General features: G+C 57.3%; 20 protein-coding genes and 1 pseudogene. 10 read left to right on the plus strand and 11 right to left on the minus strand.

Translation table 11 applies throughout. From position 1 onward, the window contains the following. Positions 1–35 precede the first annotated feature (35 nt). A complete protein-coding gene (locus IH404_RS26135) occupies positions 36–608 on the minus strand; it encodes a DUF2780 domain-containing protein (RefSeq protein WP_005792119.1) in 573 nt (190 codons plus the stop codon). Positions 609–744: 136 nt separating this feature from the next. On the opposite strand from IH404_RS26135, the gene IH404_RS26140 reads away from it, so the two are divergent. Then, positions 745–1,203: an anti-sigma factor gene (locus IH404_RS26140; RefSeq protein WP_005792120.1), complete on the plus strand. Its 459-nt coding sequence runs from the start codon at positions 745–747 to the stop codon at positions 1,201–1,203. Between the two features lie 201 nt (positions 1,204–1,404). On the opposite strand, the gene fdhA is transcribed toward IH404_RS26140, so the two are convergent. The 7 genes from fdhA to glyA all read right to left on the minus strand — a co-directional run bounded on the left by fdhA (position 1,405) and on the right by glyA (position 10,273). After that, positions 1,405–2,604: a formaldehyde dehydrogenase, glutathione-independent gene (gene fdhA / locus IH404_RS26145; protein ID WP_005792122.1), complete on the minus strand. Its 1,200-nt coding sequence runs from the start codon at positions 2,602–2,604 to the stop codon at positions 1,405–1,407. A 186-nt stretch (positions 2,605–2,790) separates the two neighbouring features. Further along, positions 2,791–3,648, minus strand: coding sequence for a formyltetrahydrofolate deformylase (gene purU / locus IH404_RS26150; protein WP_005792124.1), 858 nt, complete (start codon positions 3,646–3,648; stop codon positions 2,791–2,793). Between the two features lie 10 nt (positions 3,649–3,658). Beyond that, positions 3,659–4,291 (minus strand): sarcosine oxidase subunit gamma family protein, encoded by a 633-nt coding sequence (soxG, locus tag IH404_RS26155; RefSeq protein WP_005792126.1) that lies wholly within the window; start codon positions 4,289–4,291, stop codon positions 3,659–3,661. A 123-nt stretch (positions 4,292–4,414) separates the two neighbouring features. Then, positions 4,415–7,432, minus strand: coding sequence for a sarcosine oxidase subunit alpha (locus tag IH404_RS26160; RefSeq protein ID WP_005792127.1), 3,018 nt, complete (start codon positions 7,430–7,432; stop codon positions 4,415–4,417). Next, positions 7,429–7,731 carry a sarcosine oxidase subunit delta gene (locus IH404_RS26165; RefSeq protein WP_005792128.1) on the minus strand — a complete coding sequence of 101 codons (303 nt, stop codon included), beginning with the start codon at positions 7,729–7,731 and terminating at the stop codon, positions 7,429–7,431. The genes IH404_RS26160 and IH404_RS26165 overlap by 4 nt, the downstream gene beginning before the upstream one ends. 15 nt (positions 7,732–7,746) lie before the next feature. After that, a complete protein-coding gene (locus IH404_RS26170) occupies positions 7,747–8,997 on the minus strand; it encodes a sarcosine oxidase subunit beta (protein WP_003176546.1) in 1,251 nt (416 codons plus the stop codon). Between the two features lie 22 nt (positions 8,998–9,019). Continuing rightward, a complete protein-coding gene (gene glyA / locus IH404_RS26175) occupies positions 9,020–10,273 on the minus strand; it encodes a serine hydroxymethyltransferase (protein ID WP_005792130.1) in 1,254 nt (417 codons plus the stop codon). A 423-nt stretch (positions 10,274–10,696) separates the two neighbouring features. Here glyA and IH404_RS26180 point away from each other — a divergent pair, with 423 nt between their 5' ends. From IH404_RS26180 to IH404_RS26195, 4 genes and pseudogenes are all read left to right on the plus strand, one after another. Beyond that, positions 10,697–12,898: a hypothetical protein gene (locus tag IH404_RS26180; RefSeq protein WP_194439433.1), complete on the plus strand. Its 2,202-nt coding sequence runs from the start codon at positions 10,697–10,699 to the stop codon at positions 12,896–12,898. Positions 12,899–12,919: 21 nt separating this feature from the next. After that, on the plus strand, positions 12,920–13,957 hold the full coding sequence (locus tag IH404_RS26185; protein WP_005792132.1) for an NAD(P)/FAD-dependent oxidoreductase: 1,038 nt from the start codon (positions 12,920–12,922) through the stop codon (positions 13,955–13,957). A 123-nt stretch (positions 13,958–14,080) separates the two neighbouring features. Beyond that, complete coding sequence (locus IH404_RS26190; protein ID WP_005792133.1) at positions 14,081–14,248, plus strand: helix-turn-helix domain-containing protein; 168 nt, start codon at positions 14,081–14,083, stop codon at positions 14,246–14,248. 42 nt (positions 14,249–14,290) lie between these two features. Beyond that, positions 14,291–14,518 (plus strand): annotated as a pseudogene (locus tag IH404_RS26195) (transposase); the annotation flags it as partial. A 114-nt stretch (positions 14,519–14,632) separates the two neighbouring features. On the opposite strand, the gene IH404_RS26200 reads toward IH404_RS26195, so the two are convergent. Further along, positions 14,633–16,447, minus strand: coding sequence for an NAD(P)/FAD-dependent oxidoreductase (locus tag IH404_RS26200; RefSeq protein ID WP_005792136.1), 1,815 nt, complete (start codon positions 16,445–16,447; stop codon positions 14,633–14,635). Between the two features lie 185 nt (positions 16,448–16,632). Between IH404_RS26200 and IH404_RS26205 the strand changes: the two genes are divergently transcribed. Next, the gene (locus tag IH404_RS26205; RefSeq protein WP_194439434.1) at positions 16,633–16,986 is read left to right on the plus strand and encodes a hypothetical protein; all 354 of its coding nucleotides are present in this window, start codon (positions 16,633–16,635) and stop codon (positions 16,984–16,986) included. Between the two features lie 136 nt (positions 16,987–17,122). Beyond that, positions 17,123–19,303: a hypothetical protein gene (locus tag IH404_RS26210; RefSeq protein WP_005792137.1), complete on the plus strand. Its 2,181-nt coding sequence runs from the start codon at positions 17,123–17,125 to the stop codon at positions 19,301–19,303. Between the two features lie 92 nt (positions 19,304–19,395). On the opposite strand, the gene IH404_RS26215 is transcribed toward IH404_RS26210, so the two are convergent. Further along, positions 19,396–20,124, minus strand: a complete 729-nt coding sequence (locus IH404_RS26215; protein WP_005792138.1) for a TraX family protein — start codon at positions 20,122–20,124, stop codon at positions 19,396–19,398. A gap of 90 nt (positions 20,125–20,214) precedes the next feature. Here IH404_RS26215 and IH404_RS26220 point away from each other — a divergent pair, with 90 nt between their 5' ends. Then, a complete protein-coding gene (locus IH404_RS26220; RefSeq protein ID WP_005792139.1) occupies positions 20,215–21,255 on the plus strand; it encodes a low specificity L-threonine aldolase in 1,041 nt (346 codons plus the stop codon). Positions 21,256–21,448: 193 nt separating this feature from the next. After that, positions 21,449–21,649: a hypothetical protein gene (locus tag IH404_RS26225; RefSeq protein ID WP_005792140.1), complete on the plus strand. Its 201-nt coding sequence runs from the start codon at positions 21,449–21,451 to the stop codon at positions 21,647–21,649. A 67-nt stretch (positions 21,650–21,716) separates the two neighbouring features. On the opposite strand, the gene IH404_RS26230 is transcribed toward IH404_RS26225, so the two are convergent. After that, a complete protein-coding gene (locus tag IH404_RS26230) occupies positions 21,717–23,534 on the minus strand; it encodes an FAD-dependent oxidoreductase (protein WP_194439435.1) in 1,818 nt (605 codons plus the stop codon). 273 nt (positions 23,535–23,807) lie between these two features. On the opposite strand from IH404_RS26230, the gene IH404_RS26235 reads away from it, so the two are divergent. Beyond that, positions 23,808–25,244 carry a cytosine permease gene (locus tag IH404_RS26235; RefSeq protein WP_194439436.1) on the plus strand — a complete coding sequence of 479 codons (1,437 nt, stop codon included), beginning with the start codon at positions 23,808–23,810 and terminating at the stop codon, positions 25,242–25,244. Positions 25,245–25,246 lie beyond the last annotated feature (2 nt).

Here is a 25,246-nt window from a genome sequence, read left to right on the forward strand (position 1 = left end):
ATCAATAAAAAATGACTCCGTGCGCACGCAGGTAACTAGCTACCCGTCCCCCACGCCTGAGCCAACTTGCCCAACACTGAACTGCTGGCACCCTGACCACCCAGGTACTGCAGGATCACCGGAGCAAACTGGCCGACCATACCGCTGTCCATGCCCAGGGCGCTGAACGCGGTGTTCAAGTCGTTAGTACTCTTCACATTACCCAACAGGCCGTCCAGGCCGCTGGTCTTGCTGCCGCCGCTCTGGCCGAGCATCCCGCTCAACGCGCCGAGGCTGCCCAGTGCGTTGTTGCCCGACAACTGATCGAGGCCCGGCACGCTGTTGCCCAGTTGCGAATAGTCGTTGCCGCTCAGTTTATTCTTGGCCAGCCCCAACATGGCGCCCGTGCCGCCCACCGCTTGCTCGGGGGTGATATTCAGTTGCGAGGTCAGAGCGCTCAGCAGGCCAGCCGTCTCGGACGAGGGTGCGGCGGCAGCGGCTTTATTGTTGCCACCCTGCATACCGGAAATGGCGTTGGCTGCATCGCCAAGGCTGAAACCTGCAGCGAACACCGGGCCGGCGGCCATGGACAGCAGGCAGGAAAGGGCAAAACCGCGTGAAATCTTCATCAATACAACCTCAGGAGATGGATGCAAAAGCAAGCGTTGGACTAGGTATCCCGTCGGTTGTTCCAGGCCCTGCCCGGAACCCAATCGGGATAATCGGGTCCATGGACTGACTACAAAATTTGTCGAGAAGAGACTTATGACTGCGATCCAACCCCAAGTGATTGAGCAAAAGCCTCCATTCTGGAGCCGCCCACGCCTGTTCATCGGCGCCTGTGTGGTGGTGGTTGCCGGTATCGGCGGCGCGCTCTACACCCAGGACAGCGTCAAATCCGCCGCAACGTTGGTGAACACTACCCAGCAGCCGGCCGCGCAAATCATGGCCCACAAGGATTATCTTGAAGTGCAGCCGATTGCCTCCACGGCGCCGGCGCCAGACCAAAGCCTGGAGCTGTGGGCAATCCCTAAAGATGGCACACCGGTGTCGCTGGGCCTGTTGCCGGAAGACGGCGAGGGCATCATCGGCCTGAACCCGCGCCAGCAGGAAACCATCAGCAAGCCGGTGGAGTTGATGGTGAGTTCGGAGACCAAGGGTGGCTCCATCAGCAAACAACCCACAGGCCCGACCGTCTATCAGGGTGCATTGGCTACTCGCTGATCCCTAAACACCATAAAACCCTTGTGGGAGGGGGCTTGCTCCCGATAGCGGCAGGTCAGTCACAACAGTACTGACTGAATTACCGCTATCGGGAGCAAGCCCCCTCCCACATTTGATCTTCATCAGCCGGCGTTTGCAGGCTTAAGCGCAGACGCAAAAAAGGGCGACCCAAGGGCCGCCCTTTGTCATTTGCCCAACGCTTTACGCCGCACTGAACAACTTATGCGGATCAATCACAAACTTCTTCGGTACACCCGCGTCGAACTCGCCATACCCGCGTGGCGCATCATCCAGGCTGATGACCTGCACGCCGACGATCTCGGCGATATTGATCCGATCCCACATGATCGCCTGCATCAACTGGCGGTTGTACTTCATCACCGGCGTCTGCCCGGTGTGGAAGCTGTGGGATTTGGCCCAGCCCAGACCAAAGCGAATGCTCAGGCTGCCCATTTTCGCGGCGGCATCGACAGCACCCGGATCTTCGGTGACGTAGAGGCCAGGGATACCGATCTTGCCTGCCACACGCACCACGCCCATCAGTGAGTTGAGCACGGTGGCCGGGGCTTCGGCCTTGACGCCGTCGTGGCCATGGCCGCGAGCTTCAAAGCCTACGCAGTCGACGGCGCAATCCACTTCAGGTTCGCCCAGCAGCGCAGCAATCTGTTCGTGCAGCGGCGTATCGGTAGACAGGTCGACGATTTCAAAACCCTGGGCCTTGGCGTGGGCCAGGCGGATGGAATTGACGTCGCCAATGATTACAACGGCTGCACCCAACAGCCGTGCCGAGGCGGCAGCGGCCAGACCGACCGGACCGGCACCAGCAATGTAAACGGTGCTGCCCGGGCCAACGCCGGCAGTGACGGCGCCGTGGTAGCCGGTGGGCAAGATGTCGGAGAGGCAGGTCAGGTCGCGGATTTTCTCCATGGCCTTGTCGCGGTCGGGCAGTTTGAGCAGGTTGAAGTCGGCATACGGCACCAGCACGTATTCCGCTTGGCCACCGGTCCAGTCGCCCATGTCTACATAGCCGTAGGCACCACCGGCACGGGCCGGGTTAACAGTCAGGCATACGCCGGTGTGCTGTTCCTTGCACGAGCGGCAGCGGCCGCACGCCACGTTGAACGGTACGGAAACCAGGTCACCGATTTTCAGGTTTTCGACGTCGCTGCCCTTCTCGATCACTTCGCCGGTGATCTCGTGACCGAGCACCAGGCCGGTCTGGGCAGTGGTGCGGCCGCGCACCATGTGTTGGTCGGAGCCGCAGATGTTGGTGGAGACCACGCGCAGGATGACGCCGTGCTCGATCTTCCTGCCGCGCGGGTCCTGCATTTTGGGATAGTCGATTTTCTGTACTTCGACCTTGCCATTGCCGAGATACACGACACCACGATTACCAGACATGCTTTCACCTCGCTGTTGTTTTTATGGAACTGCGTTGCCGCTTGGGTGGGCAGCGCGTTAGTGCTCGGGTACAGATGCTGTTTCTTGTGTTGCTTGTAAGGGCCTCATCGCAGGCAAGCCAGCTCCCACAGTGGATCGGGTTCACACATCCTGGAATGTGGGAGCTGGCTTGCCTGCGATAGCGATCTAAAGAACGACGGTGCGATTGGCGTTCAAGAACACCCGCCGCTCGATGTGATACCCCACCGCACGCGCCAATGTGAGCCCTTCGATATCGCGCCCCTTGGCGATCAAATCCTCGGGATAGTGGCTGTGATCAACCACCTCCACACCCTGGGCGATGATCGGCCCCTCATCCAAATCGTTGTTGATGTAATGCGCCGTGGCCCCCACCAGTTTTACGCCCTTGTTGTACGCCTGGTGATACGGCTTGGCGCCCTTGAAGCCCGGCAGCAACGAGTGATGAATGTTGATGGCCTTGCCATCCAGCTTGCGGCACAGCTCCGGCGACAGCACCTGCATGTAGCGCGCAAGGATCACCAGTTCGGCGCCGGTGTCTTCCACCACTTGCCACACCTGCCGCTCCTGGGATGGTTTGTCGTTGGGGTCGAGCGGGAAATGGTAGTAGGGAATCTGGTGCCAGTCGGCCAACGGCTTGAGATCCGGATGGTTGGACACCACCGCGACCACGTCCATCGACAGTTGGCCGATGCGCTGGCGGTACAGCAGGTCGTTGAGGCAGTGATCGGCCTTGGAGACCATGATCACCACTTTCGGCCGATAGTTCGGCGCCGTCAGCTCGAAGATCATGCCGAAGGCTTCACCACGGGTCGCCAGGCCATCGCGGAACGCCTGCTCGTCAAAACCGTCAGGCTGACGAAACTCCACACGAATGAAAAACCGGCCCGAGAGGCGATCATCGAACGAATGGTGTTCAGTGACGTAGCAGCCCTGCTCGAACAGGTAGCGGGTGACCGCGTCCACCGTGCCGAGCACGCTGGGGCAGTCGGCGGTCAAAATCCATGTATCGGGTGCGCGGCTCATGGGTGATTCCTCAGGCTTGAACGCTCAGACCGAATTCGGCCGAGGCATCCTGCAGCCACAACCACCAGTAATCGGAGAAGCTGCGACGGATCAGCAATTCCCAGGTGTCTTCAGCGGTATGGCGGATCACCAATTGCGACTTGGCGAACACCGTGCCTACCGCCTTGCCCACCGGGAAGTTATTGGGGTGTACGTCGTAGCTGGTGGACTTCATCAACACATCGCGCACATTAGGGCCGCTGAGTTCGAGAATCTGCTGGCCGCCGCTGACGTTGACGATCTGGATGTGCAAATCCCCCAAGGCGGCACGCAGGTTTTGTTCAGCGGCAAATTCTTCACCGCTCGGCACGATCAACAGCCACTCATCCGGGCCGAGCCATTGCAGGCTGGTCTCGCCGTTGACGGTCACGCTTAGCGGGCCGGGCAGTTCAATGCCGACGGCCTGGAGTACGCCAGCGGCGAAGGCGGCATCATGGCCATCGCCACGGATAGTCAGGTGGCCGAGGAGTTTCTTTTCGCGCACGGTCACGCCGGCGTTCTTGCGGCCCTTGCCGACCAGGCTGGCGAGGTCGGCATGGTGCAGCGACGATTCGGCCTCGGCGCTGGTGGTGGGGCGTTGTTGGTAAACATTGGCTGCTGTCATAAAGCACCTTTCCTGAATTCTGTGGTGACTGTTCTGGCCTCATCAGGGGCAAGCCCCCTCCCACACTTGGAATGCATTCCCCTGTGGGAGCTGGCTTGCCTGCGATGGCCGCGACTCGGTCTATCAGATGTTCTGGCGATCACCTTTCGGGTCAAAGAACACCGAGGACACAATCTCCGCCTCGATCACGCTGCCATCGGCCTGCGGTGAGAACACCCGCTCACCGATGCGCTTCAAGCCACCCTTCACCACACCCATGGCAAACGAATAACCCAGGGAGTTGTGCGCATAGCTTGAAGTGACGTGACCGACCATCTTCATCGGAATCGTCTGCTTTGGATCGAACACCAACTGCGCGCCTTCCGGCAGCCATACATTTGGATCAATCGGCTTCAAGCCCACCAGTTGCTTACGCTCTTCACGCACGCAGTCTTCACGGTTCATACCGCGCCAGCCGATCCACGAGAACGGTTTGGTACGGCCTACGCACCAGCCCATGTTCAGGTCGTCCGGGGTCATCGAGCCGTCGGTGTCTTGCCCGACGATAATGAAGCCCTTCTCGGCGCGCAGGACGTGCATGGTCTCGGTGCCGTACGGGGTCAGGTTGTACTTCTTCCCGGCCTCGACGATCTTTTCCAGCACGCCCATGGCGTAGTCGGCCTGCACGTTGACTTCGTACGACAGCTCACCGGTAAACGAGATACGGAACACCCGCGCCGGTACGCCGCCGACCAAACCTTCCTTCCAGGTCATGAACGGGAAGCCATCCTTGTCCAGGTCGATGTCGGTGACTTCCGCCAGCAGCTTGCGGCTGTTGGGGCCGGACAGGGTCATGGTCGCCCAATGGTCTGTGACCGAGGTGAAGTACACCTTGAGGTCCGGCCATTCGGTCTGTTGGTAGATTTCCAGCCACTGTAGAACGCGGGCGGCGCCGCCCGTGGTGGTGGTCATTAGGAAGTGGTTGTCGGCCAGACAGGCAGTGACGCCGTCGTCGAACACCATGCCGTCTTCCTTGCACATCAGACCGTAGCGCGCCTTGCCCACATCGAGCTTGGTCCAGGCGTTGCTGTAGATGCGGTTGAGGAACTCACGCGCATCCGGGCCCTGGATATCGATCTTGCCGAGGGTGGAGGCATCCAGCAGGCCGACGCTGTCACGCACCGCCAGGCATTCGCGCTTCACCGCAGCGTGCAGATCTTCACCGTTACGCGGGAAATACCATGGGCGTTTCCACTGGCCGACATCCTCAAACTCGGCGCCGTTCTTCACGTGCCAGGCTTGCAGCGCGGTGTAGCGCACCGGTTCGAAAATGTGCCCACAGTGACGGCCCGCCACCGCGCCGAAGGTCACTGGCGTGTAGTTGGGACGGAACATGGTGGTACCCATCTGCGGGATGGTCACGTTCAGCGAACGGGCGGCGATGGCCAGGCCGTTGACGTTACCCAGCTTGCCCTGGTCAGTACCGAAGCCCAGCGCGGTGTAGCGTTTGACGTGCTCGACCGATTCGAAACCTTCACGTGTGGCCAGTTCGATGGCGGCTGCAGTGACGTCATTTTGCAGGTCGACAAATTGCTTCGGCGCCCGGGCAGTAGCTTTTTCGTGAGGCACCTGGAACAGCGCCAGCGTCGGCTCTTCCAGACGGCTCAAGGCTTTAGGCAGCACACCTTCCACCGGCGCAAAACCAGCTTCACTGGCCGCACGCACGCCGCCTTCAAAACCATCGGCGAGGGAATCGCCAAGGCCGTAGACACCGTTGATACCGCCGACGCACACGCGTTTCTGCGGCGCTTCGCCCGGCACAAAACCGAGGATATCTTCACGCCAGGTCGGCTTGCCGCCCAGGTGCGAGGCCAAGTGGACCACCGGGCTGTAGCCACCGGAACTGGCGACCAGGTCGCAGTCCAGCCACTCGCCGGGGCTGGTGACTTTGTGCGCTTTCACATCGATCGCGGCCACGCGGGCAGCGGTCACATGCTTGCTGCCACGCGCTTCGATCACAGCGCTGCCGGTGAGAATGCGAATGCCTTTGGCGCGGGCTTCTTCCACCAGCGCGCCACGTGGGTTGTGACGGGCATCAGCCACCGCCACCACCGAAAGGCCCGCATCAAACCAGTCCAACGCGACGCGATAGGCATGATCGTTGTTGGTCGACAGCAGCAGTTTTTTGCCCGGCGCCACACCGTAGCGGCGCACATAGGTGGAGACCGCACCCGCGAGCATATTGCCCGGCACATCGTTGTTGCCGTACACCAGCGGACGCTCGCACGCACCGGTGGCCAGCACCACGCGCTTGGCGCGCACACGGTGGATACGCTGACGCACCACGCCAATCGGCGCACGGTCACCGAGGTGATCGGTGAGGCGCTCGTGAATGGTCAGGAAGTTATGGTCGTGGTAGCCGTTGACGGTGGCGCGGGGCAGCAGTACTACGTCCGGCAGGGCTTTCAATTCGGCAATGACGCTGGCAACCCACTCAGTGGCCGGCTTGCCGTCGAGGCTTTCACGGGAATCGAGCAGCGAGCCGCCGAACTCTTCCTGCTCGTCGGCGATGATCACCCGCGCACCGCTGCGCGCAGCGGCCAATGCAGCCGCGAGGCCGGCAGGGCCTGCGCCCACGACCAGCACGTCGCAATGACGGTTGAAGTTGTCGTAGGTGTCCGGGTCGTTCTCGGTCGGCGAGCGGCCTAAGCCTGCGGCCTTGCGGATGTACTTCTCGTAGGTCATCCAGAACGACTGCGGGTACATGAACGTTTTGTAGTAGAAACCCGGCGGCATCAGCTTGCCGCCAACCTTACCGAGAATGCCCATCACGTCGTTGTTAACGTTCGGCCAGCCGTTGGTGCTGGTGGCAACCAGGCCCTGGTACAACGCCTGCTGGGTGGCGCGCACGTTAGGAATTTGCGTGGCTTCGGTAGCACCGATCTGCAGCACGGCGTTCGGCTCTTCGGCGCCGGCGGCAAAGATACCTCGAGGGCGCGAGTACTTGAAACTGCGGCCGATGATGTCGACGCCGTTGGCCAGCAAGGCGGCAGCCAGGGTGTCGCCTTCAAAGCCTTTGTAGCTCTGGCCGTTGAACGTAAACGTCAGGACTTTGTTGCGGTCGATGCGGCCACCGTTGGACAGGCGATTGATCTGGCTCATACCTTCTCTCCAGCAGCCTTGGCGGTGAATTGCGGCTTCTCGCCGATCTTGTAGGTTTCAAGAATTTCGTAGGTCAGGGTGTCGCGGGTGGCGTTGAAATACTGGCGGCAACCGGCGGCATGGATCCACAGTTCGTGGTGCAGCCCACGCGGGTTGTCACGGAAGAACATGTAATCGCCCCACTGCTCGTCGGTGCAGGCATTCGGGTCCAGCGGGCGCGGGATGTGCGCTTGGCCGGACGCGTGGAATTCCTCTTCGGAGCGCAGTTCGCCACAGTGAGGACAGAAGATATGCAACATAGGGAATTTCTCCTGTTAGTGGGCGACGGCCGCAGCGCCGTGTTCGTCGATCAACGCACCGTTGTGGAAACGGTCGATGGAGAAAGGTGCGGCCAGCGGGTGCATTTCACCCTTGGCCAGGCTCGCAGCAAACACGTTGCCTGAGCCCGGTGTGGCCTTGAAGCCACCGGTGCCCCAACCGCAGTTGAAGAACATGTTCGGTACCGGGGTCTTGGAAATGATCGGGCAGGCATCCGGCGTGGTGTCGACGATGCCGCCCCACTGGCGGTTCATGCGCACCCGCGACAGCACCGGGAACATCTCGACGATGGCCTGAATGGTGTGCTCAATGACCGGGTACGAACCACGCTGGCCGTAGCCGTTGTAGCCGTCGATACCGGCGCCGATCACCAGGTCGCCCTTGTCGGACTGGCTGATGTAGCCGTGCACGGCGTTGGACATGATCACGCTGTCGATAATCGGCTTGATCGGCTCCGACACCAACGCTTGCAACGGGTGAGATTCGATCGGCAGGCGGAAACCGGCCAGCGAGGCCATGTGCCCGGAGTTACCGGCAGTGACGACGCCGACGCGCTTGGCGCCGATAAAGCCCTTGTTGGTTTCCACACCGATGCACACGCCGTTTTCCTTGCGGAACCCGATCACTTCGGTTTGCTGGATCAAGTCCACGCCCAAGGCATCGGCGGCACGGGCAAAGCCCCAGGCCACGGCATCGTGACGGGCCACGCCGCCGCGACGTTGCACGGTGGCGCCCAGCACGGGGTAGCGGGTGTTTTTCGAGCAGTCCAGGTATGGAATCTCGTCAGCTACTTGCTGGGCATTGAGCAGTTCGCCGTCCACACCGTTGAGGCGGTTGGCGCTCACGCGGCGTTCGGAGTCGCGGATGTCTTGCAGGGTGTGGCACAGGTTGTACACGCCACGCTGGGAGAACATCACGTTGTAGTTCAGGTCCTGGGACAAACCTTCCCAGAGTTTCATCGCGTGTTCGTACAGGTGCGCCGACTCGTCCCACAGGTAGTTGGAACGCACGATGGTGGTGTTGCGCGCGGTGTTACCGCCGCCCAGCCAACCTTTCTCGACCACGGCCACGTTGGTGATTCCGTGTTCCTTGGCCAGGTAGTAGGCGGTCGCCAGACCATGCCCGCCGCCACCGACGATGACCACGTCGTAGACTTTTTTCGGCGTGGGCGTGCGCCACATTTTCTGCCAGTTTTCGTGATGGCTGAGGGAGTGCTTGAAGAGGCCGAAGCCTGAGTAGCGTTGCATAGTCATTACTCCAAAACCGCGCTCAGCGATAAACCGGGAAATCAGCGCACAGGGCAGACACGTGTTTGGCCACGTTGGCCTCGACATCGGCGTCGCCGAGGTTGTCGAGGATGTCGCAGATCCAGCCTGCCAACTCGATGCACTGCGGCACCTTGAAACCGCGGGTGGTCACCGCCGGAGTGCCGATGCGCAGGCCCGAGGTCACGAACGGCGACTGCGGGTCATTCGGCACGGCGTTCTTGTTGACGGTGATGTGGGCGCGACCGAGGGCGGCGTCTGCGTCTTTGCCGGTGAGGCCCTGACGGATCAGGCTGACCAGGAACAAGTGGTTATCGGTGCCGCCGGAGACCACATCGTAGCCACGCTTGATGAACACCTCGGCCATCGCCTGGGCGTTGTCGATCACTTGTTGCTGATACGCCTTGAAGCCAGGCTCCAGCGCTTCCTTGAAACACACCGCCTTGCCGGCGATCACATGCATCAGCGGGCCGCCCTGGGCACCGGGGAACACCGCAGCATTGAGTTTCTTTTCAATCGCTTCGTTGGCCTTGGCCAGAATCAGGCCGCCCCGAGGACCGCGCAGGGTCTTGTGGGTAGTGGTAGTGACCACGTCGGCGTAGGGCAGCGGGTTCGGGTACAGGCCGGCGGCCACCAGGCCGGCGACGTGGGCCATGTCGACGAACAGCAGCGCACCCACTTTGTCGGCGATCTGACGGAAGCGTGGGAAATCCAGGGTTTTGGAGTAGGCAGAGAAACCGGCCACCACCATCTTCGGCTGGTGCTCGACCGCCAGGCGCTCGACTTCGTCGTAGTCGATCAGGCCGGTGTCGGTGTTGATGCCGTATTGCACTGCGTTGTACAGCTTGCCCGAGGACGACACTTTGGCACCGTGAGTCAGGTGACCGCCGTGGGCCAGGCTCATGCCCAGTATGGTGTCACCGGCATTGATCAGCGCCAGGTACACCGCGCTGTTGGCGGACGAACCGGAGTGCGGCTGCACGTTGGCGTAATCGGCGCCGAACAGCTGCTTGGCGCGCTCGATGGCCAGGGCCTCGACCTTGTCCACATGCTCGCAGCCACCGTAGTAGCGCTTGCCCGGGTAGCCTTCGGCGTATTTGTTGGTCAGGCCGCTGCCTTGGGCTTCCATGACGCGCTTGCTGGTGTAGTTCTCCGACGCGATCAGCTCGATATGGTCTTCCTGACGCTGCTCCTCGGCATTCATGGCCGCCAGCAGTGCGTCGTCATATCCCTGGATCTGGTCTTGTTTGCTGAACATCGCGTCTCTCCCAGCCTTTCGTATTGTTGAAGCCCTCGCAGGGCCCTTTGATGCGATGGTAGGGCTGGCGCGTACAGGTCAAATGCCTGCGCACGCCACGCAAAGGTGCGTTTACGACATGGCATCACGTGCAAGCAAATAAAAACGAGCACGGCCTGGTCCCACAGAGAACCGATAACACGTATTTAAAGTGCGCCTCCAACTAAACAAAACATTTGAATACCATGACATCTGACAGCTACAGCCTACAAAATCATAAAAACAAACATAGAAATTAAAAATTAAAAAACCCAAAACAAATAACTCTTTACAAAGTTATTTTTGCAAAAAAAACACATCAACATCAACTATGCGGCACGTAACCACCCACACCAAACCTTGTAAACCCAGCTTGAAAACCACCTCCAAGTCAGGAGCACAGGCATGACCTTACTTAACCAAGTTATCGATATATGCAAACGGCTGGCCCCCTGTGGGTGGCACAACTTACTGCTGCACCACGGTCTCGATATTCTCGCGCCCAATCTTGAACAGGAACTTCGTAAACCGCTAAGTGCGGACCGCACACTTCCTGGTTTTGAAGACTTCGCCTTGACCGCCACACGTGGCATTGAGCCAGGCAAGCCAGCACACAGTTTGCTGTACCACGCGATGGCCCATGCCAACGTTACAACGGACGCCCAAGGCAACCCCCTCCAGGCTTATCCCACAGCCACAGAACTTGAAACCGTTATCAACTATGTTTATGGCTGCCAGCCACCCAGCCTTGAGCAACTCAAAGAGCGTGCTAATGGACACCCGATGGCGGTCGTCGTCTTTGCGGTCGAATACCGCCCAGCGCCGGACACCGTACATAAGGTGCAGGCCGATCTGTGCTTTTCACGAACCGGTGTATCTCGGGTCGGAACAATGGCACCTTTATACAATGCTCAAAGCAGAGGTTTTCTACCTTTTGTCGAAGAGAACAGTCATGCAATTCGAGTCCTGCCGGCGCGATACAGCGCCTACATCGCGGTCCAGCTCAAAGGCGACAGTGCCAGTTTCGGGCCTATGCGTTTTGGTGAAAAAGACATCAGCCATGACTTCTGGGTGCCGTTGCATAAACTGTTCAACGGTAACGAGTGTATTGCCGACATAACCCTGGACGTACAGCTCCAGGCCCAACACAAAAACGAGAAACTACGCCGCATACACCTGCAATTAGGAGCAGAGTCAGGCTGGGAGGAGCCCCATATCAGCCAACCTCCCTTTGTACTGACCGAAGGCCTCGGTGACTGGCTTCCCGAGCCCGTGTTCGGCCCCGGATTAATGGCCGCCACCCCCCGAAAACATCTGGTTGAAGCGGCCCGGTACCAGGGTCAACCGCTGACGTTTAATGTCCCGAACGCGCCTCAATTGCTGGTTTCCAGCTTGCGCATTCCCGAGAATGCCCCGGAATACGCGCACATTCGCCATAAAGTCGACGACGCTGGACAGGTCATCAACCTCAATCAACTACCGAACATGCTCGAGGTATTGGAGAAGGGCAATTTCAAAGCCCTGCACTATCTGGACTATACCGCCGATGGGTGGATTCAAGCCAAGTGCGCCGCATTGGACATCGCGATTACACAACGCATACCCGCTTATTCATTGCTCTGCGCACCTGACTTTTATCCTCTGTGCAATCAGCGACACCTGATCGAATGGCTGGACAACCTGGCTCCAGACGTGCGCAACGACGTATTTCCTACCCCACCGCAATGCCTGTCGGATTCTCGTTATCCTGCCAACATCCAATCTTTTCCAGAGACCTTCAGCGGTACAGATGTCGGCATTACGGCGATCGTTGCCCAGCTTCATTCCGCGCCCGCCTTTGCTACCGATCTGAAGAGGCCAAGGGCCGCTTCTGCCAGACGCGCCTCGTACCTACCTGACGCTGGAGCCGGGGTGTTCGCGCCAGGCTGGGACGTTGGTATCGTTGCTCACGAAACCGAGCTGGACGACATCACACACCTGGCGGCTTACAGGCTGGGCAGCCCGTTTCCTGAGGACGCCAAGCTTTGTGCTGCGCTGAGTTCATTCTGGCCGGCAGTTGCACCAGATTCAGCCCAATCCTATGAGCCGGATGGGGGAGCCGGACCGACCATCAAACCGATGCTGGATCAGGAAATTGGCAAAGGTGCCGGCTTCCCGTGGGACGGCACTCCGCCCCCGCAAAGCTATAACACTAATGGTATGCCACATAGGGCTTATCAAGCTTACCTCTACGCCGACTACACGGAAAACGCACTGGAAGGAAAGTTCTCGCTGGCGCTCACGGGTAAAGTCGACTCGCAGGAGTACCGGCGTCGTATCGATGCCTTTCGGCGCGTCAAACTGTCATTAGGCGATTCGGCTGCAGAGTGGTTTATTGACAGTTTCAATATTGCAACGCCCGAAGACTTTAAAGTATCTATGCAGAATACCGACTTAGCTGCGACCCCACAGGAAGTGGGTTACCAATTGAAGATGTTTCGTTATGAGCCGGTTGAATCACCCATGCATGACCAAGTACGTATCACACTGATAGAAACTTCTACATACCTCATTTGGCCAACCGGTATTTTGCACCAACAGGGCATTCAACCTTGGCGGCGCCTCTAGAAAAGTCTCTGATCATACACAATGAATAACTACGACGTTATCGTAATAGGTGCCGGCCCCGCGGGTTGTTCGGCAGCTATTTCGTGCGCTCAACGTGGCCTGAAAGTGGCCATTGTTGAGCGCCTTGCCTTTCCACGCCATCGTCCGGGTGAAACATTACATCCGGGCATAGAACCTCTTCTTCAAGAACTGGGTGTGATTGAAAGAGTCCTAAGTGAAAAATTTATCCGGCCTGCAGGAAATTGGGTGAAGTGGGAAAAAGAACGAATGTTCATTCCTTTCGGAAACGATGCCAGTGGAGCCTGGCGCGGGTTTCAAATTCCGAGGGCAACGCTTGACGAGCTTTTACTGGAAAGAGCAATTGCATCGGGTGTACACGTCCTGCAACCCTGCGAGGCAAACAAAGTATTTGTGAAAAGAGGTCGTGTCATTGGCATCCAGACCCGAACCGAACCGCTGTTTTGCAGGCACCTGGTTGACGCAAGCGGGGCTCATGGCTGGCTGACACGCCAGCTTCAATTGACAACGCACCGCTACTCACCTGCGCTGACAGCGCTTTACGGCTATAAGCGAGGACGCCTCGAGCAGAGCGCCCTCGGAATCTTCGCGGATCGATCGGGTTGGTACTGGACAGCTCATATCGGCCCGCAGCTGTACACCTGGACGCGGCTGTACTTTGCACTGGATCAGGTGTGCAAGGCTTCTGCGGCTCCGCAGTCCGTTGCAGAATTGGCCAGCGCGGGAAAAATACACGGGGCAGACGTCACCTGGAGAGCCTGCAATCGAATGGCTGGCAACGGCTATTTCATCATCGGAGATGCCGCTACGGTGCTGGATCCTGGCGCCTCCCATGGCGTGCTCAAAGCCTTGATGTCCGGAATGATGGCTGCACAATGCATCACCGACGAATATGCCGCACCAACAAATGCACAGGCTATTTCAATGCAATATCACCAATGGATACAGGACTGGTTCGAAAAGGATGTGCGCAAAATGCACGAGTTCTACGCCGCCCATCCTTTTGCTCCTCATTGGCTGGACGACCGTTTGCCCGAATAAGTATTGGCCGTCAGGCAAGCGTCTGCCGAACCGCCAATAGCATGGCGGCCGCAAAAACGGAGTACGACACCTCACCCTCCGGTAAGGGTGCCGCCATGCCCTATACAGAACTCAGCATTGAAGATGAGCGCGACGATTCAAGTCGGGCAATACAAGAAACTCAGTCAGCGTGAAATAGCCCGGATGTTGGGGCGTAGCCCGTCCACGATCAGTCGTGAACTTCGTGAAACCGAATCGTTGCTGGCTATTCGGCCCATGAAGCTCAAGCGTCTACCCGTAAACGCCGTGTAACCTGTCGACCGTTCAAGAAGCTGATCATGGGTAATGGCCAAAAGCGCAATCGATGGTCGCACGACACGTCATCCGGGGTATGGCGTCAGCATGAAAATACGAAAAAGAATCGAGGAAGGATTTGGCTGGTTAAAGACCGTGGGCGGTCTGCGCAAGACCAAGCTGATCGGTCGCGAAAAGCTCAGCGCCCAGTTGCTGCTGGGCTTTTCGGTATACCAGTTGATCCGTTTGGGGAGCTTGTCAGGCTGGTGGCGTGGGTCGCATGTTTAGGCGAGGTACGCCTAAACATCACCCACAGGTGAATATTTGCGCTGGAACTGGCAAAACACCCGCTGATTGAGTCGGGATAAAGGGCAGCGCCAAGCCTGAGCGGCTGATCGCCCCTTACAAAGCCTTCGGCTGGAGCGCAGTCCATTCATCAATGGGGCCACGGTTATTGATAAACGTGCCTCCACCGAACTTCACCGCTAATTTATTCACAGCATTCAAGGCCGTGGTGACCGCACCTTCCGCCCAACCGCCAGTAAAGGACGCATCATCCCCGGCAAGAATGAACCCGTCGGGATTCGCCTCATGCACACCGTTCATGAATTGCGAAAATAACAGACGCTGGTACTCATAATGCCCCGGCAAGTTGATTTTGAATGCGCCGAGGTAAAACGGTTGCTCTTCCCAGTTGATTTCGGAAAAGGGATCAGTCATACCGAACTCAGCAGCCAGGTTCAATTGATGGGGGGCATATAACGAATCCAGCATGCTTGTGCATAACTGCACATGAGACGGCAAAGGTGCATCGCGATCTCCCAGGAACTTGCTGCTGTCTTCATTCCAGGTGTAAGACAGATACACCCCGCTTCCTCTGTGCGCGCCTTGACTGGGACCGTAGTCCAAAAGGTAGGTACTACGAGTGATACGGTCCGATACCGTCACACTCATTCGGTATTGCTGATCGGCACCAAGGTCCGTCCAGAAAGGCCGTTTGGTCTGCGCGAACACTTTCGCCGACCGCATGTAATGGGTATACATCACCGCCTCCCACTCTTGGGGAGACAGAAGATCACTCATTTGGTTAAAGCAGGTGGCACCGTTCATATAGCGGAACTTGTCCAGTATCCGCTTATGGGGTGTATAAACCACTGCGGGAAAAGTGTATTGCTGGATGACTCCCTGGTTATGATCAAAAATCCCGACATCGAAATGGCCATCAGGACGCCGTATGATTTGCCGCACCTCCTGCTTGAACACCTGGGGAATAACTCGGGTGCTCAAGTCCATCACGGTAGTGCCTGCTGGCCAATGAGCCATCGTATCGCCCAATGTTGTCGGGCTGCGCGTCCACAGCCGCCAAGGCAACTCGCTGGAACCGTCATACATCAACTTATGGTTGGCATCCAGGCCGGTGTACAAAACCCGCAAGACCTCTAGAAAGCAGGCTCCGAAGCCAGCGTTGAAACCGCCCGTACCGAAGCCGACCAGGCCGAACCGGTCAATCTCCTCACGGCTCCAGCCAGCTTTTTCCACAATGGCGGTAAAAAAACTGAGATTGTCCCAATCCGCGTCCAGAAGGGCATTCCAGAGTGTCTTGATCTTCGCCTGATCAAGGGTCCCCTCTGACATTGCCGCTTCCATTTCCGCGAATCTGATCGGATCCTGGTACAAAAAGGCGCCGAACTTTTGTTGGATACTGGCATATTCGGGCGGCAGATTATTGCCTTCGAAATAGACCTGGTCGCCCTTGTAGTCCACCACAGTACTGGGCGTTGCAGATGTACCTGCGCTGGGGAAATCCGTCGAGTTGGCCATCATGCCAACTTTGTCAAAATAGTGCATCAATGCCTTACCGGACACCGGAAAGCGCATAGCGCCCAACTCGCAGATAACACTGTTATTGGGGTCTTGGGGGTCGCCTGCTACATGGGAATGGAAGCGCCCGCCAATGCGATCGCTGGCCTCCACCACCACGGGATGCAAACCCAATCGCATGGCCTCATAAGCCGCCACCATACCGGCGACGCCACCGCCCACAATCAATACCTGGCGACCGAACTGTGCGCTGCAAACGTTCCACAACGGCGCACCGTTGTTGGCCGCATGATCGAGGAAACGGCCATAGTGAAAGGGAAAGTCCGGAACAAGTGCGCTGACGTCATTGGCCAGCAACCGCACCTCACCTTGGGTGCGCGAAGGAATAGCAGTCATGTTGAGTGTCCTCAGTGTTCAGGAGGGGACGTTCATCTACCGCTCAATCGCGATAATGACGACGCGCTTGATCATCAGCGCAGATATCTGCTGGGAACAATTAACATGACGTTTAAAATATGAGCCAATCCAAGGATTTGACGCCATCAATTAAGCTGCGAGGATGTCACGCATAAGTAACAGCAATGGACGGTCTGAAGTACTCACCGATTTTTGCAGGCCTCGTTGCCCAAGGTTCAAAAAATCAAACTCGGTCGAATAATCAGACCTTGGGGGCACTTAACTCACATCACGGACGCAGTTCCCCCATTCTCAACAACCGTTTTCGCACCATCCAAAGGTTCGACAAGGCAGATAGCGTGGCCTGTTACGCGATGTTTACGTTTGCCAGCGTACTCGGCATCGGCGAAGGACATCTGTTTCATCGAGGCTCAATCGCGTTAGAGGTATGCACTTCACCAAATCTGGAAGTCTTTTTCAGAGTTCCCTCAACTCATAAAAAACATAAAATTTCATTTAAAAATATAAAATCAAAATAATTAAACAAATAAGTTCTTACACAAACCCCATTGGACTTACTGACTATTCGAGTTACCAATAATTTCTCGGCGTATAACTCACCGTGCAACGTCCATTACTGCGTTCATGATACTGACGTCCATCAGGAGATACCGCATGACATTGATTAGTGAAGTAACTGCTCTGTGTAATCGCCTGGCCTCAGGCGGCTGGCATAACTTGCTGCTGCACCACGGCCTCGACATACTGGCCCCCTCGCTTGAACATGAGCTTCGCAAACCTCTGCGAATCGATAGGTCCCAATCGGGGTTCGAGGATTTCTGCGCGACAGCCACACGCGGTATCGAACCTGGCGTGCCTGCGCAGAGCCTGCTGTACCACGCACTGGCCAACCCGAACGTGGCGCAAGATGCACTGGGAAATCCACTACAGACGTACCCCACCCCCGCTGAATTGGAAACCGTGCTGAACTGGGTTTATGCCATAGAACCGCCCAGCATCGAACAACTCAAAGAACGCGCTCAAGGTGCACCGCTGGCGGTTGTCGTGTTTGCCTACGAATATCGCCCCGCCCCCGATACCGTTCACAAAACCCATGCAGACCTGTGCTTTTCGCGAACCGGCGTATCACGGGTGGGCACAGCCCCTGCTCTTTATGACGCACAGCGCCGAGGCTTTTTACCTTTCATTGAGGGTGATGACCATGGCATCCGTGTTTTACCCGCACGCTACAGTGCCTACGTGGCGATCCAGCGCAAGGGGAACCTTGCAAGCTTCGGCCCAATGCGCTTTACCCAGGATGACGACACGCGGGACTTCTGGGTGCCTCTGCATAAACTGTTCAATGGCGACGAATGCATCGCAGGGATGCACCTGGACGTTGAACTTCAGGCCTGTCACAAGAATGAAAAATTGCGTCGTATTCACACCTATCTGGGGGCAGACTCAGGCTGGGGCGAACCCGATATCAGTCATCCGCCATTCGTAATGACAGAAGGGCTTGCTCGATGGCTTGAAGAAGACCGTTACGGAGCAGGCTTGCTCTGCGCCCTCGCTCATAACCGCCTGGTTGAGCCCGCACATTACCTGGATAAACCGCTGACGTTCAGAGTGCCCGCGCGCCCCGATCTGGTGGAATCGAGCATGGTGCTATTTCCTGGCGCCCCCCAATTTGTGCATCTGCGCCATGAGGTGGACGCCGACGGTAACGTCGTTGACCTCAATCAACAAGCCGACATGATGGATGAACTGCGCAAAGGCAGCTACAACGCGCAGCACTATCTGGACTTTACGGCAGACGGTTCGATCAATAGTCAGTGCGTTGCGCTGGATAACAGCATTCCCAGACGCATTGCCGCGTATTCACTATTGTGTGCGCCGGACTTTTATCCGCTGTGTACTCAACGCCGTCTGAGTGACTGGTTAGACAGTTTGCCTATCGAGGATGCGAGGGAAATTTTTCCAGTGCCTCCCAGGTGCTTGTCCGACAACCGCATGCCCGCCAACATCCAATCATTTGCGTCTTCCTTTGACAAAGATGATGTCGGGATCACGGCGATTGTTGCGCAAAACTCATATGCAGATACCTCCTTCCCAATCGGACCGAAGGTCGCTTCAGCACAACGTGCGTCATGCCTGCCAGATGCCGCCGCCGGAACGTTCGCCCCTGGCTGGGATACCGGCCTGGATACCAATGAAGATGAGTTACTGCACTTGGCAGCCTATACACTAGGCAGCCCGTTTCCCGAAGATGCCAAGCTCTGCGCCGCGCGTAGCTCATACTGGCCTGCCGTGGCGCCTGACTCGGCACAGGAATTTGAGTCTTCCAATGGCCAAACCATCAAGCCGATGCTGGACACCGAAATCGGCTTGAATGGTGGATTATCCTGGGACGGTATCACGCCCCCCAAGCATTACATCAATAATGAAAAATCTTACATCTCATATACATCATATCTATATGGCGACTACACACAGAACGCACTGAACGGAAAGTTCACCTTGGCGCTCACTGGCAAAGTTAACAGCCAGGAATATCAACAGCGTGTTTATGCATTATGGCAAGTGCGTCGCTCGATGGGCCCTGCTTATCAAAAGTGGAGAGTGACGTCATTTCGAGTTGCAACCAACGACGATCTTCAGCAGGTTAAGGCCGACGCAAAACCCGTCGATATTACAAACGCAAGCGTCTATCGATTTGAACTGACCCGCAGTCAGCTTTCCCCCTCCAGCGCGTTCGACAAAGTGGACGTAGCCGTGATGGACACCCTGACGTTCCTCGTATGGCCACAATGTATATTACGAAAACAGGCAGCACAGCCCTGGAAACGAATCTGATGCTTGAGTGACGCTGCATACCGCGACGTAACAAGGATGCGCGAACTGTATGAAACGCATCCTTTCTCTCCTTCATGGCTAACAAGACATCGTCACTCAATAACCAGACGAACCGCCAGTAGCAATAGAAAGTGTACCGGATACAACGCGTATGCCCAACGCCGCATCGGGGGCGGTGAAAACTGGCGGGCCTGACGCAACAGATGCACACCTGCCAGAGGAGCAATCAAGCAGGTCGCCAAGCCCGCCAGCGCGACCTGCGTGCCGCTACCGAGCAAGATCTGCCATTGATTGGCGGCGACACATACCAACCCCGGCAACATGCTGAAATACCACGGCCGATGAAATACCAATAACGTCGCCATCGGCAGCAATACACCAAAGAATCCGAACATCAACTGCGCACTGAACACCTCAGCAATTACCAGCGCGATCAGCGCCAATCCTCGATCAATAAACGTCTTCTGCTGCCACCCTCGCGCAACCAACAGACCCAATGCCAAGGTGGGCAGCACGTTCAACGTATCGGCATCCTCGATAAACATCCGATAGGGCACTTCACTGATCACACTGAACAGCAACAGCCAGCCCAAGTAGCGCCACTGGCCGCTCACCGGCAGATTCCTGGTCCGATGCAAATTGGCTGCAATCGCCAGGCAAAACCACGGGAACGCCAGGCGCCCCGGCACGTACAGGCCGTCCAGGCTCAAACCGACATAGCGCAAATGGTCCAGTACCATGCTCAGCAGCGCCAGCCACTTGAGCAGATCCAGTGCGCCATCGCGGACGCGTCCGACAGCCAACGTTTGTGTACCGTGCATAATTCCCCAGTGACTTTGCATTTACAGTGCGTGCGCACCCGCGACAATCTTGGTTACAGTGCGCACCAACATCGACCACAGGAATGGGCCATGACCGACAAGAGCCAACAATTCGCCAGCGACAACTATTCCGGCATCTGTCCGGAAGCCTGGGCCGCCATGGAACAAGCCAACCACGGACATCAACGCGCCTACGGTGATGACGAGTGGACCCACCGCGCCGCCGACGGTTTCCGCAATTTGTTCGAAACCGACTGCGAAGTGTTCTTCGCCTTCAACGGCACCGCCGCCAACTCCCTGGCACTGTCCTCGCTGTGCCAGAGCTACCATAGCGTGATTTGCTCGGAAACCGCCCACGTTGAAACCGACGAATGCGGCGCACCGGAGTTTTTCTCCAATGGCTCCAAGCTGCTCACTGCACGCACCGAGAACGGCAAGCTGACCCCGGAATCGATCCGCGAGATCGCCCTCAAGCGCCAGGACATCCACTACCCCAAACCGCGTGTGGTCACCCTGACCCAAGCCACCGAAGTGGGCAGCGTGTACACCCCGCAAGAAATCCGCGCCATCAGCGCCACGTGCAAAGAGCTGGGCCTGAACCTGCACATGGACGGTGCCCGCTTCTCCAACGCCTGCGCGTTCCTGGGCTGCTCACCGGCCGACCTGACCTGGAAGGCCGGGGTGGACGTGCTGTGCTTTGGCGGCACCAAGAACGGCATGGCGGTAGGTGAGGCCATCCTGTTCTTCAACCACAAACTGGCCGAAGATTTCGATTACCGCTGCAAACAGGCCGGCCAGTTGGCATCCAAGATGCGCTTCCTGTCTGCCCCATGGGTAGGCTTGCTGGAAAACGATGCCTGGCTCAAGCACGCACGCCATGCCAACCACTGCGCGCAATTGCTCAGCAGCCTGGTTGCGGACATCCCCGGCGTGGAATTGATGTTCCCTGTGCAAGCCAACGGCGTGTTCCTGCAGCTCTCGGAACCCGCCATTGCAGGGCTTACAGCCAAGGGTTGGCGCTTCTACACCTTTATCGGCAAAGGTGGCGCGCGATTCATGTGCGCGTGGGACACAGAAGAAGAGCGCGTAAGAGAATTAGCCGCCGATATCAGGGAAGTCATGAGGGCTTAACGTGGGAGTTCGGCCAGCGAGTAATGGCCGATTGCCGAGTCTGTTTTTTGATATTTCTGACAGCAGCACGCTGGATCTTCGTTGACTAGCCTCTTGGAACCCGGAAGGAAAACGCAGTGATATCTGCCGCCTTCCGGGCTCGCTGCCCGCCGAATAACCGGCTGGAAACGTGAATCCAATGGAGAGCTTAATCATGGAATATCAAAGCAATGGCAATACCCTGCAAAGTGACGGCACCATCAGCACCACCGTTATCGACTGGGATGAATTCAGAAAGTGCGCCAAAGTCGGAGATACCATCCGCGAGCCATCGAAGACGTTGAGGATTTACGAAAAAGTCTATGAATTGACAGCACAAGGCCAGCACTTCGTCGTCCATATTTACGCCCAATAATCCTGTTAACGCCCAGGGCCCGCGCCGAAGACTCATGACCTCCGACGCGGTACTGACCATCGCTTACCTACAATGCCTTCGGCTGGAGCGCCGTCCAATCGTCAATGGGGCCGCGGTTATTGATAAAGGTGCCTCCACCGAACTTCACCGCCAGCTTGTTAACCGCGTTCAGCGCAGTGGTCACCGCGCCTTCCGCCCATCCGCCGGTAAAGGACACATCATCCCCTGCAAGAATGAACCCATCGGGATTCTCGCTATGCACACCGTTCATGAACTGTGAAAACAACAGGCGCTGGTATTCGTACTGCCCCGGCAGGTTCATCTTGAAAGCACATAGAAAAAACGGCTGCTCTTCCCAGTTGATTTCGACAAATGGATCGGTCATGCCGAACTCTGCGGCAAGGTCCAACTGATGATGGGCATACACCGAATCCAGCAAGGTCGAACATACCGCCACATGGGACGGCAACGGCGCGACGCGATCACCCAGGAACTTGAGACTGTCGTCATTCCAGGTGTAAGACAAAAACATTCCGCTGCCCCTGTAGGCACCGTGACTCGCAGCGTAGTCCAGCAGGTAGGTGCCTCGGGTAATACGGTCCGATAACGTCACACTCATCCGGTATTGTTGGTCCACACCCACATCGGTCCAGAAGGGCTTCTTGGTCTGGGCAAAGATTTTGGCCGACTGCATGTAATGGGTGTACATCACCGCTTCCCATTGTTTAGCAGACAGCAGGCCATTCATGAGATTGAAGCGTTCGGCACCGTCCATATAGCGGAACTTGTCCAGAATCCGTTTGTGGGGTGTATAGACCACGGCAGGGAAAGTGTATTGGTGGCTGCTTCCCAGGTTGTGATCAAAAATCCACACGTCGAACTGGCCGTCCGAGCGCCGCATGATCTGTCGCACCTCCTGCTTGAAAATCTGGGGAATGACCTGGGTGCTCAGGCTCTCGACGGTGGTACCTGCAGACCAGTGGGCCATGCTGTCGCCCATCGCATCAGGGCTACGCCCCCACAGCCGGCAAGGCAGCTCGCTGGAACCGTCGTACATCAATTTATGGTTGGTATCCAGGCCGGTGTACAGCACTCGCAGCACCTCAAGAAAGCAGTTCGGATAGTCGGTATTCCACCCGCCCGTACCAAAACCGATCTGGCCAAACAGGTCGATGTCTTCGCGGCTCCAGCCAGCCTGCTCGACCATGGCAGCAAAAAAACTGAGATTGTCCCACCCTGCGTCAATAATCGCGTTCCACAGTGTCTTGATTTTCGCCTGATCAAGGCTGCCCTCGGACATTGCAGCTTCCATCTCACTGAACTTGATTGGGTCCTGCTCCAGGAAAACGTCGAACAACTTACGCTCAATTTCGGCATATTCCTCGGGCAAGTTATCACCTTCGTAATAGACCTGGCGCTGCTGATAATCGACCACTGTGCTGGGGGTTGCGGGCGAACCGGGATTAGGAAAGTCCGCCGAATTGGCACTCATGTCGACCTTGTCGAAATAGTGCATCAACGCCTTGCCGGAAACGGGAAAACGCATGGCGCCCATCTCGCAGATGACGCTGTTGGCTGAGTCTTGTGGATCGCCCTTCACATAGGAATAGAGTCGCCCGCCAATGCGGTCGCCAGCCTCCACTACCACAGGGTGCAAGCCCATGCGCATGGCTTCATAAGCCGCGACAAGACCGGCAACGCCCGCCCCGACGATCAATACCTTGCTACCGAGGGCACTAATGGAAACCTGCCCCAACGGCGTACCGTTGCTGGCAGCCTGATCAAGGAACCGGGCGTAATGAAAAGGGAAGTCTGGAACAAGTGCGGTGACATCGTTAGCCAGCAAGCGCACCGCGCCTTTAGTGCGAGAAGGAATAGCAGACATGTTGAGCATCCTTGGCAAGAAGAGGACGTCCACCTACTGCTTCACTGCGAAGGGCGACAACGACGAATTCAACTCCTAGCGTAGAAGATCGTAGGAATTGTCTCTATATCACTTCGAGATAAAAACGCCTCCCAAGGCAAACCTCGCGCTTGCAAGGTTTTGCGCAATCAGTTCAGAAATTCCTGAAGTGATTATTTACAAATACCGATTCAATTGTACTTTTGGTTAACGGACTCTTCGCCGATCACTCAATAAAAACAGACCGCGAAACCTATGAGCACATCCTGCGACCGAGCGGCAGCCCCCAGCCCCACGCTGAAGATCGAAACCCGTTCCATTGACTATGTACCGCGTCATGAACGCCACGGCAAAGTCTGGCACCAGGCGCCTTTCTGGTTCACCGGCAACTTCGTACTGACGACCATGGTCACCGGGTTTACCGGTGCAGCCCTGGGCCTGAGCCTGGTGTATGCGCTTCTCGCGATTGTCATCGGTGTAGGCCTGGGCACCTTTGCCATGGCTTTCCACGCCAACCAAGGCCCACGCATGGGCTTGCCGCAGATGGTCCAGTCGCGGGCGCAGTTCGGCTTGCGGGGGGCGATAGTACCGTTCATCGCGGTGGTCTTCGTGTACATCGGTTTCAACGTCTTCAACGTGATTCTCGCAACCGACGCGATCAACACCGTGCTGCCCGGCGAGCGCGCGCCCTGGTACGCCTTGATGATCATCCTGGCAGTGATCATTGCAGTAGTCGGCCACGACCTCCTGCACACCATACAACGCTGGCTGACGTACGTGATGATCAGTGTTTTTGCCGTGTTGACGGTGGCTGCATTAATGAGCCTGCAAGCCGACTCGGCAGTGGTCGACGCACACTTTTCCTGGTCGGCCTTCTTGATTCAACTGTCAGCCGCTGCGGGGTACCAGATCAGCTACTCCGTGTACGTTTCGGATTACTCGCGCTACCTGCCGCATACCACACCCACGCGCAGCGTCGTTACCTGGACCTACCTGGGAGCCGCCGGCTCGGCGCTATGGCTGATGTCACTGGGGGCTTTCCTTGCATCAGCCCTGCCCTCCCCTGATGCTATCGCCAGCGTTCAGGCCGTGGGCAACCAAGTCATACCCGGCTTTGGTACCTTCACCGTATTGATCGCGGTACCAGCACTGGTGGGCATCATGGCGGTCAACTGCTATGGCGCCATGCTCACCGGAATCAGTGCCATCGATGGTTTCATCTCGATCAAACCACGCCTCAAGAGTCGAATCATCGGCATCAGCCTGGTGGCCGCAGTGATTTTTGTGATCGCCCTGAGCATCCCTGAGAGTTACCTGCACAGCTTCAATAACTTCGTACTCTTGATGCTGTATTTTCTGGTGCCTTGGACGGCAGTAAATCTCGCGGACTTTTATGCAGTACGTAAAGGGCGCTACGCAATCAGCGACCTGTTCAACCCTGCTGGCATCTACGGTCGCTGGTCAAGCGCCGGGCTCACTGCCTATTTTCTGGGCATCGCGGCGATGGTGCCGTTCATGTCTCTGGGGTTCTATCAAGGCCCTGTTGCGCTGTGGCTGGGCGGCGCTGACATCGCATTCGTGGTCGGCCTGACGGTCTCGGCAGCCACCTACTGCATCATGGCCCGTCACCGCGATCACGCTCTTGAGACCCGCGCCGTAGAGGCCAGTGACCGGCTTCTGGAAGGAGAATAGCC

The sequence above is a fragment of the Pseudomonas sp. OST1909 genome, from assembly GCF_015277575.1.
Taxonomy (GTDB): Bacteria; Pseudomonadota; Gammaproteobacteria; order Pseudomonadales; family Pseudomonadaceae; genus Aquipseudomonas; species Aquipseudomonas synxantha_A.

Excerpts from the sequence above, each read along its gene's own strand:
- glyA (WP_005792130.1), bottom strand. The coding sequence starts at position 10,273 with ATGTTCAGCAAACAAGACCAGATCCAGGGATATGACGACGCACTGCTG.
- IH404_RS26210 (WP_005792137.1), top strand. The coding sequence starts at position 17,123 with ATGACATTGATTAGTGAAGTAACTGCTCTGTGTAATCGCCTGGCCTCA.
- fdhA (WP_005792122.1), bottom strand. The coding sequence starts at position 2,604 with ATGTCTGGTAATCGTGGTGTCGTGTATCTCGGCAATGGCAAGGTCGAA.
- IH404_RS26160 (WP_005792127.1), bottom strand. The coding sequence starts at position 7,432 with ATGAGCCAGATCAATCGCCTGTCCAACGGTGGCCGCATCGACCGCAAC.
- IH404_RS26225 (WP_005792140.1), top strand. The coding sequence starts at position 21,449 with ATGGAATATCAAAGCAATGGCAATACCCTGCAAAGTGACGGCACCATC.
- soxG (WP_005792126.1), bottom strand. The coding sequence starts at position 4,291 with ATGACAGCAGCCAATGTTTACCAACAACGCCCCACCACCAGCGCCGAG.
- IH404_RS26135 (WP_005792119.1), bottom strand. The coding sequence starts at position 608 with ATGAAGATTTCACGCGGTTTTGCCCTTTCCTGCCTGCTGTCCATGGCC.
- IH404_RS26185 (WP_005792132.1), top strand. The coding sequence starts at position 12,920 with ATGAATAACTACGACGTTATCGTAATAGGTGCCGGCCCCGCGGGTTGT.
- IH404_RS26140 (WP_005792120.1), top strand. The coding sequence starts at position 745 with ATGACTGCGATCCAACCCCAAGTGATTGAGCAAAAGCCTCCATTCTGG.
- IH404_RS26200 (WP_005792136.1), bottom strand. The coding sequence starts at position 16,447 with ATGACTGCTATTCCTTCGCGCACCCAAGGTGAGGTGCGGTTGCTGGCC.
- IH404_RS26180 (WP_194439433.1), top strand. The coding sequence starts at position 10,697 with ATGACCTTACTTAACCAAGTTATCGATATATGCAAACGGCTGGCCCCC.
- IH404_RS26170 (WP_003176546.1), bottom strand. The coding sequence starts at position 8,997 with ATGCAACGCTACTCAGGCTTCGGCCTCTTCAAGCACTCCCTCAGCCAT.
- IH404_RS26235 (WP_194439436.1), top strand. The coding sequence starts at position 23,808 with ATGAGCACATCCTGCGACCGAGCGGCAGCCCCCAGCCCCACGCTGAAG.
- IH404_RS26190 (WP_005792133.1), top strand. The coding sequence starts at position 14,081 with ATGAGCGCGACGATTCAAGTCGGGCAATACAAGAAACTCAGTCAGCGT.
- IH404_RS26215 (WP_005792138.1), bottom strand. The coding sequence starts at position 20,124 with ATGCACGGTACACAAACGTTGGCTGTCGGACGCGTCCGCGATGGCGCA.
- IH404_RS26230 (WP_194439435.1), bottom strand. The coding sequence starts at position 23,534 with ATGTCTGCTATTCCTTCTCGCACTAAAGGCGCGGTGCGCTTGCTGGCT.
- IH404_RS26205 (WP_194439434.1), top strand. The coding sequence starts at position 16,633 with ATGGACGGTCTGAAGTACTCACCGATTTTTGCAGGCCTCGTTGCCCAA.
- IH404_RS26165 (WP_005792128.1), bottom strand. The coding sequence starts at position 7,731 with ATGTTGCATATCTTCTGTCCTCACTGTGGCGAACTGCGCTCCGAAGAG.
- purU (WP_005792124.1), bottom strand. The coding sequence starts at position 3,648 with ATGAGCCGCGCACCCGATACATGGATTTTGACCGCCGACTGCCCCAGC.
- IH404_RS26220 (WP_005792139.1), top strand. The coding sequence starts at position 20,215 with ATGACCGACAAGAGCCAACAATTCGCCAGCGACAACTATTCCGGCATC.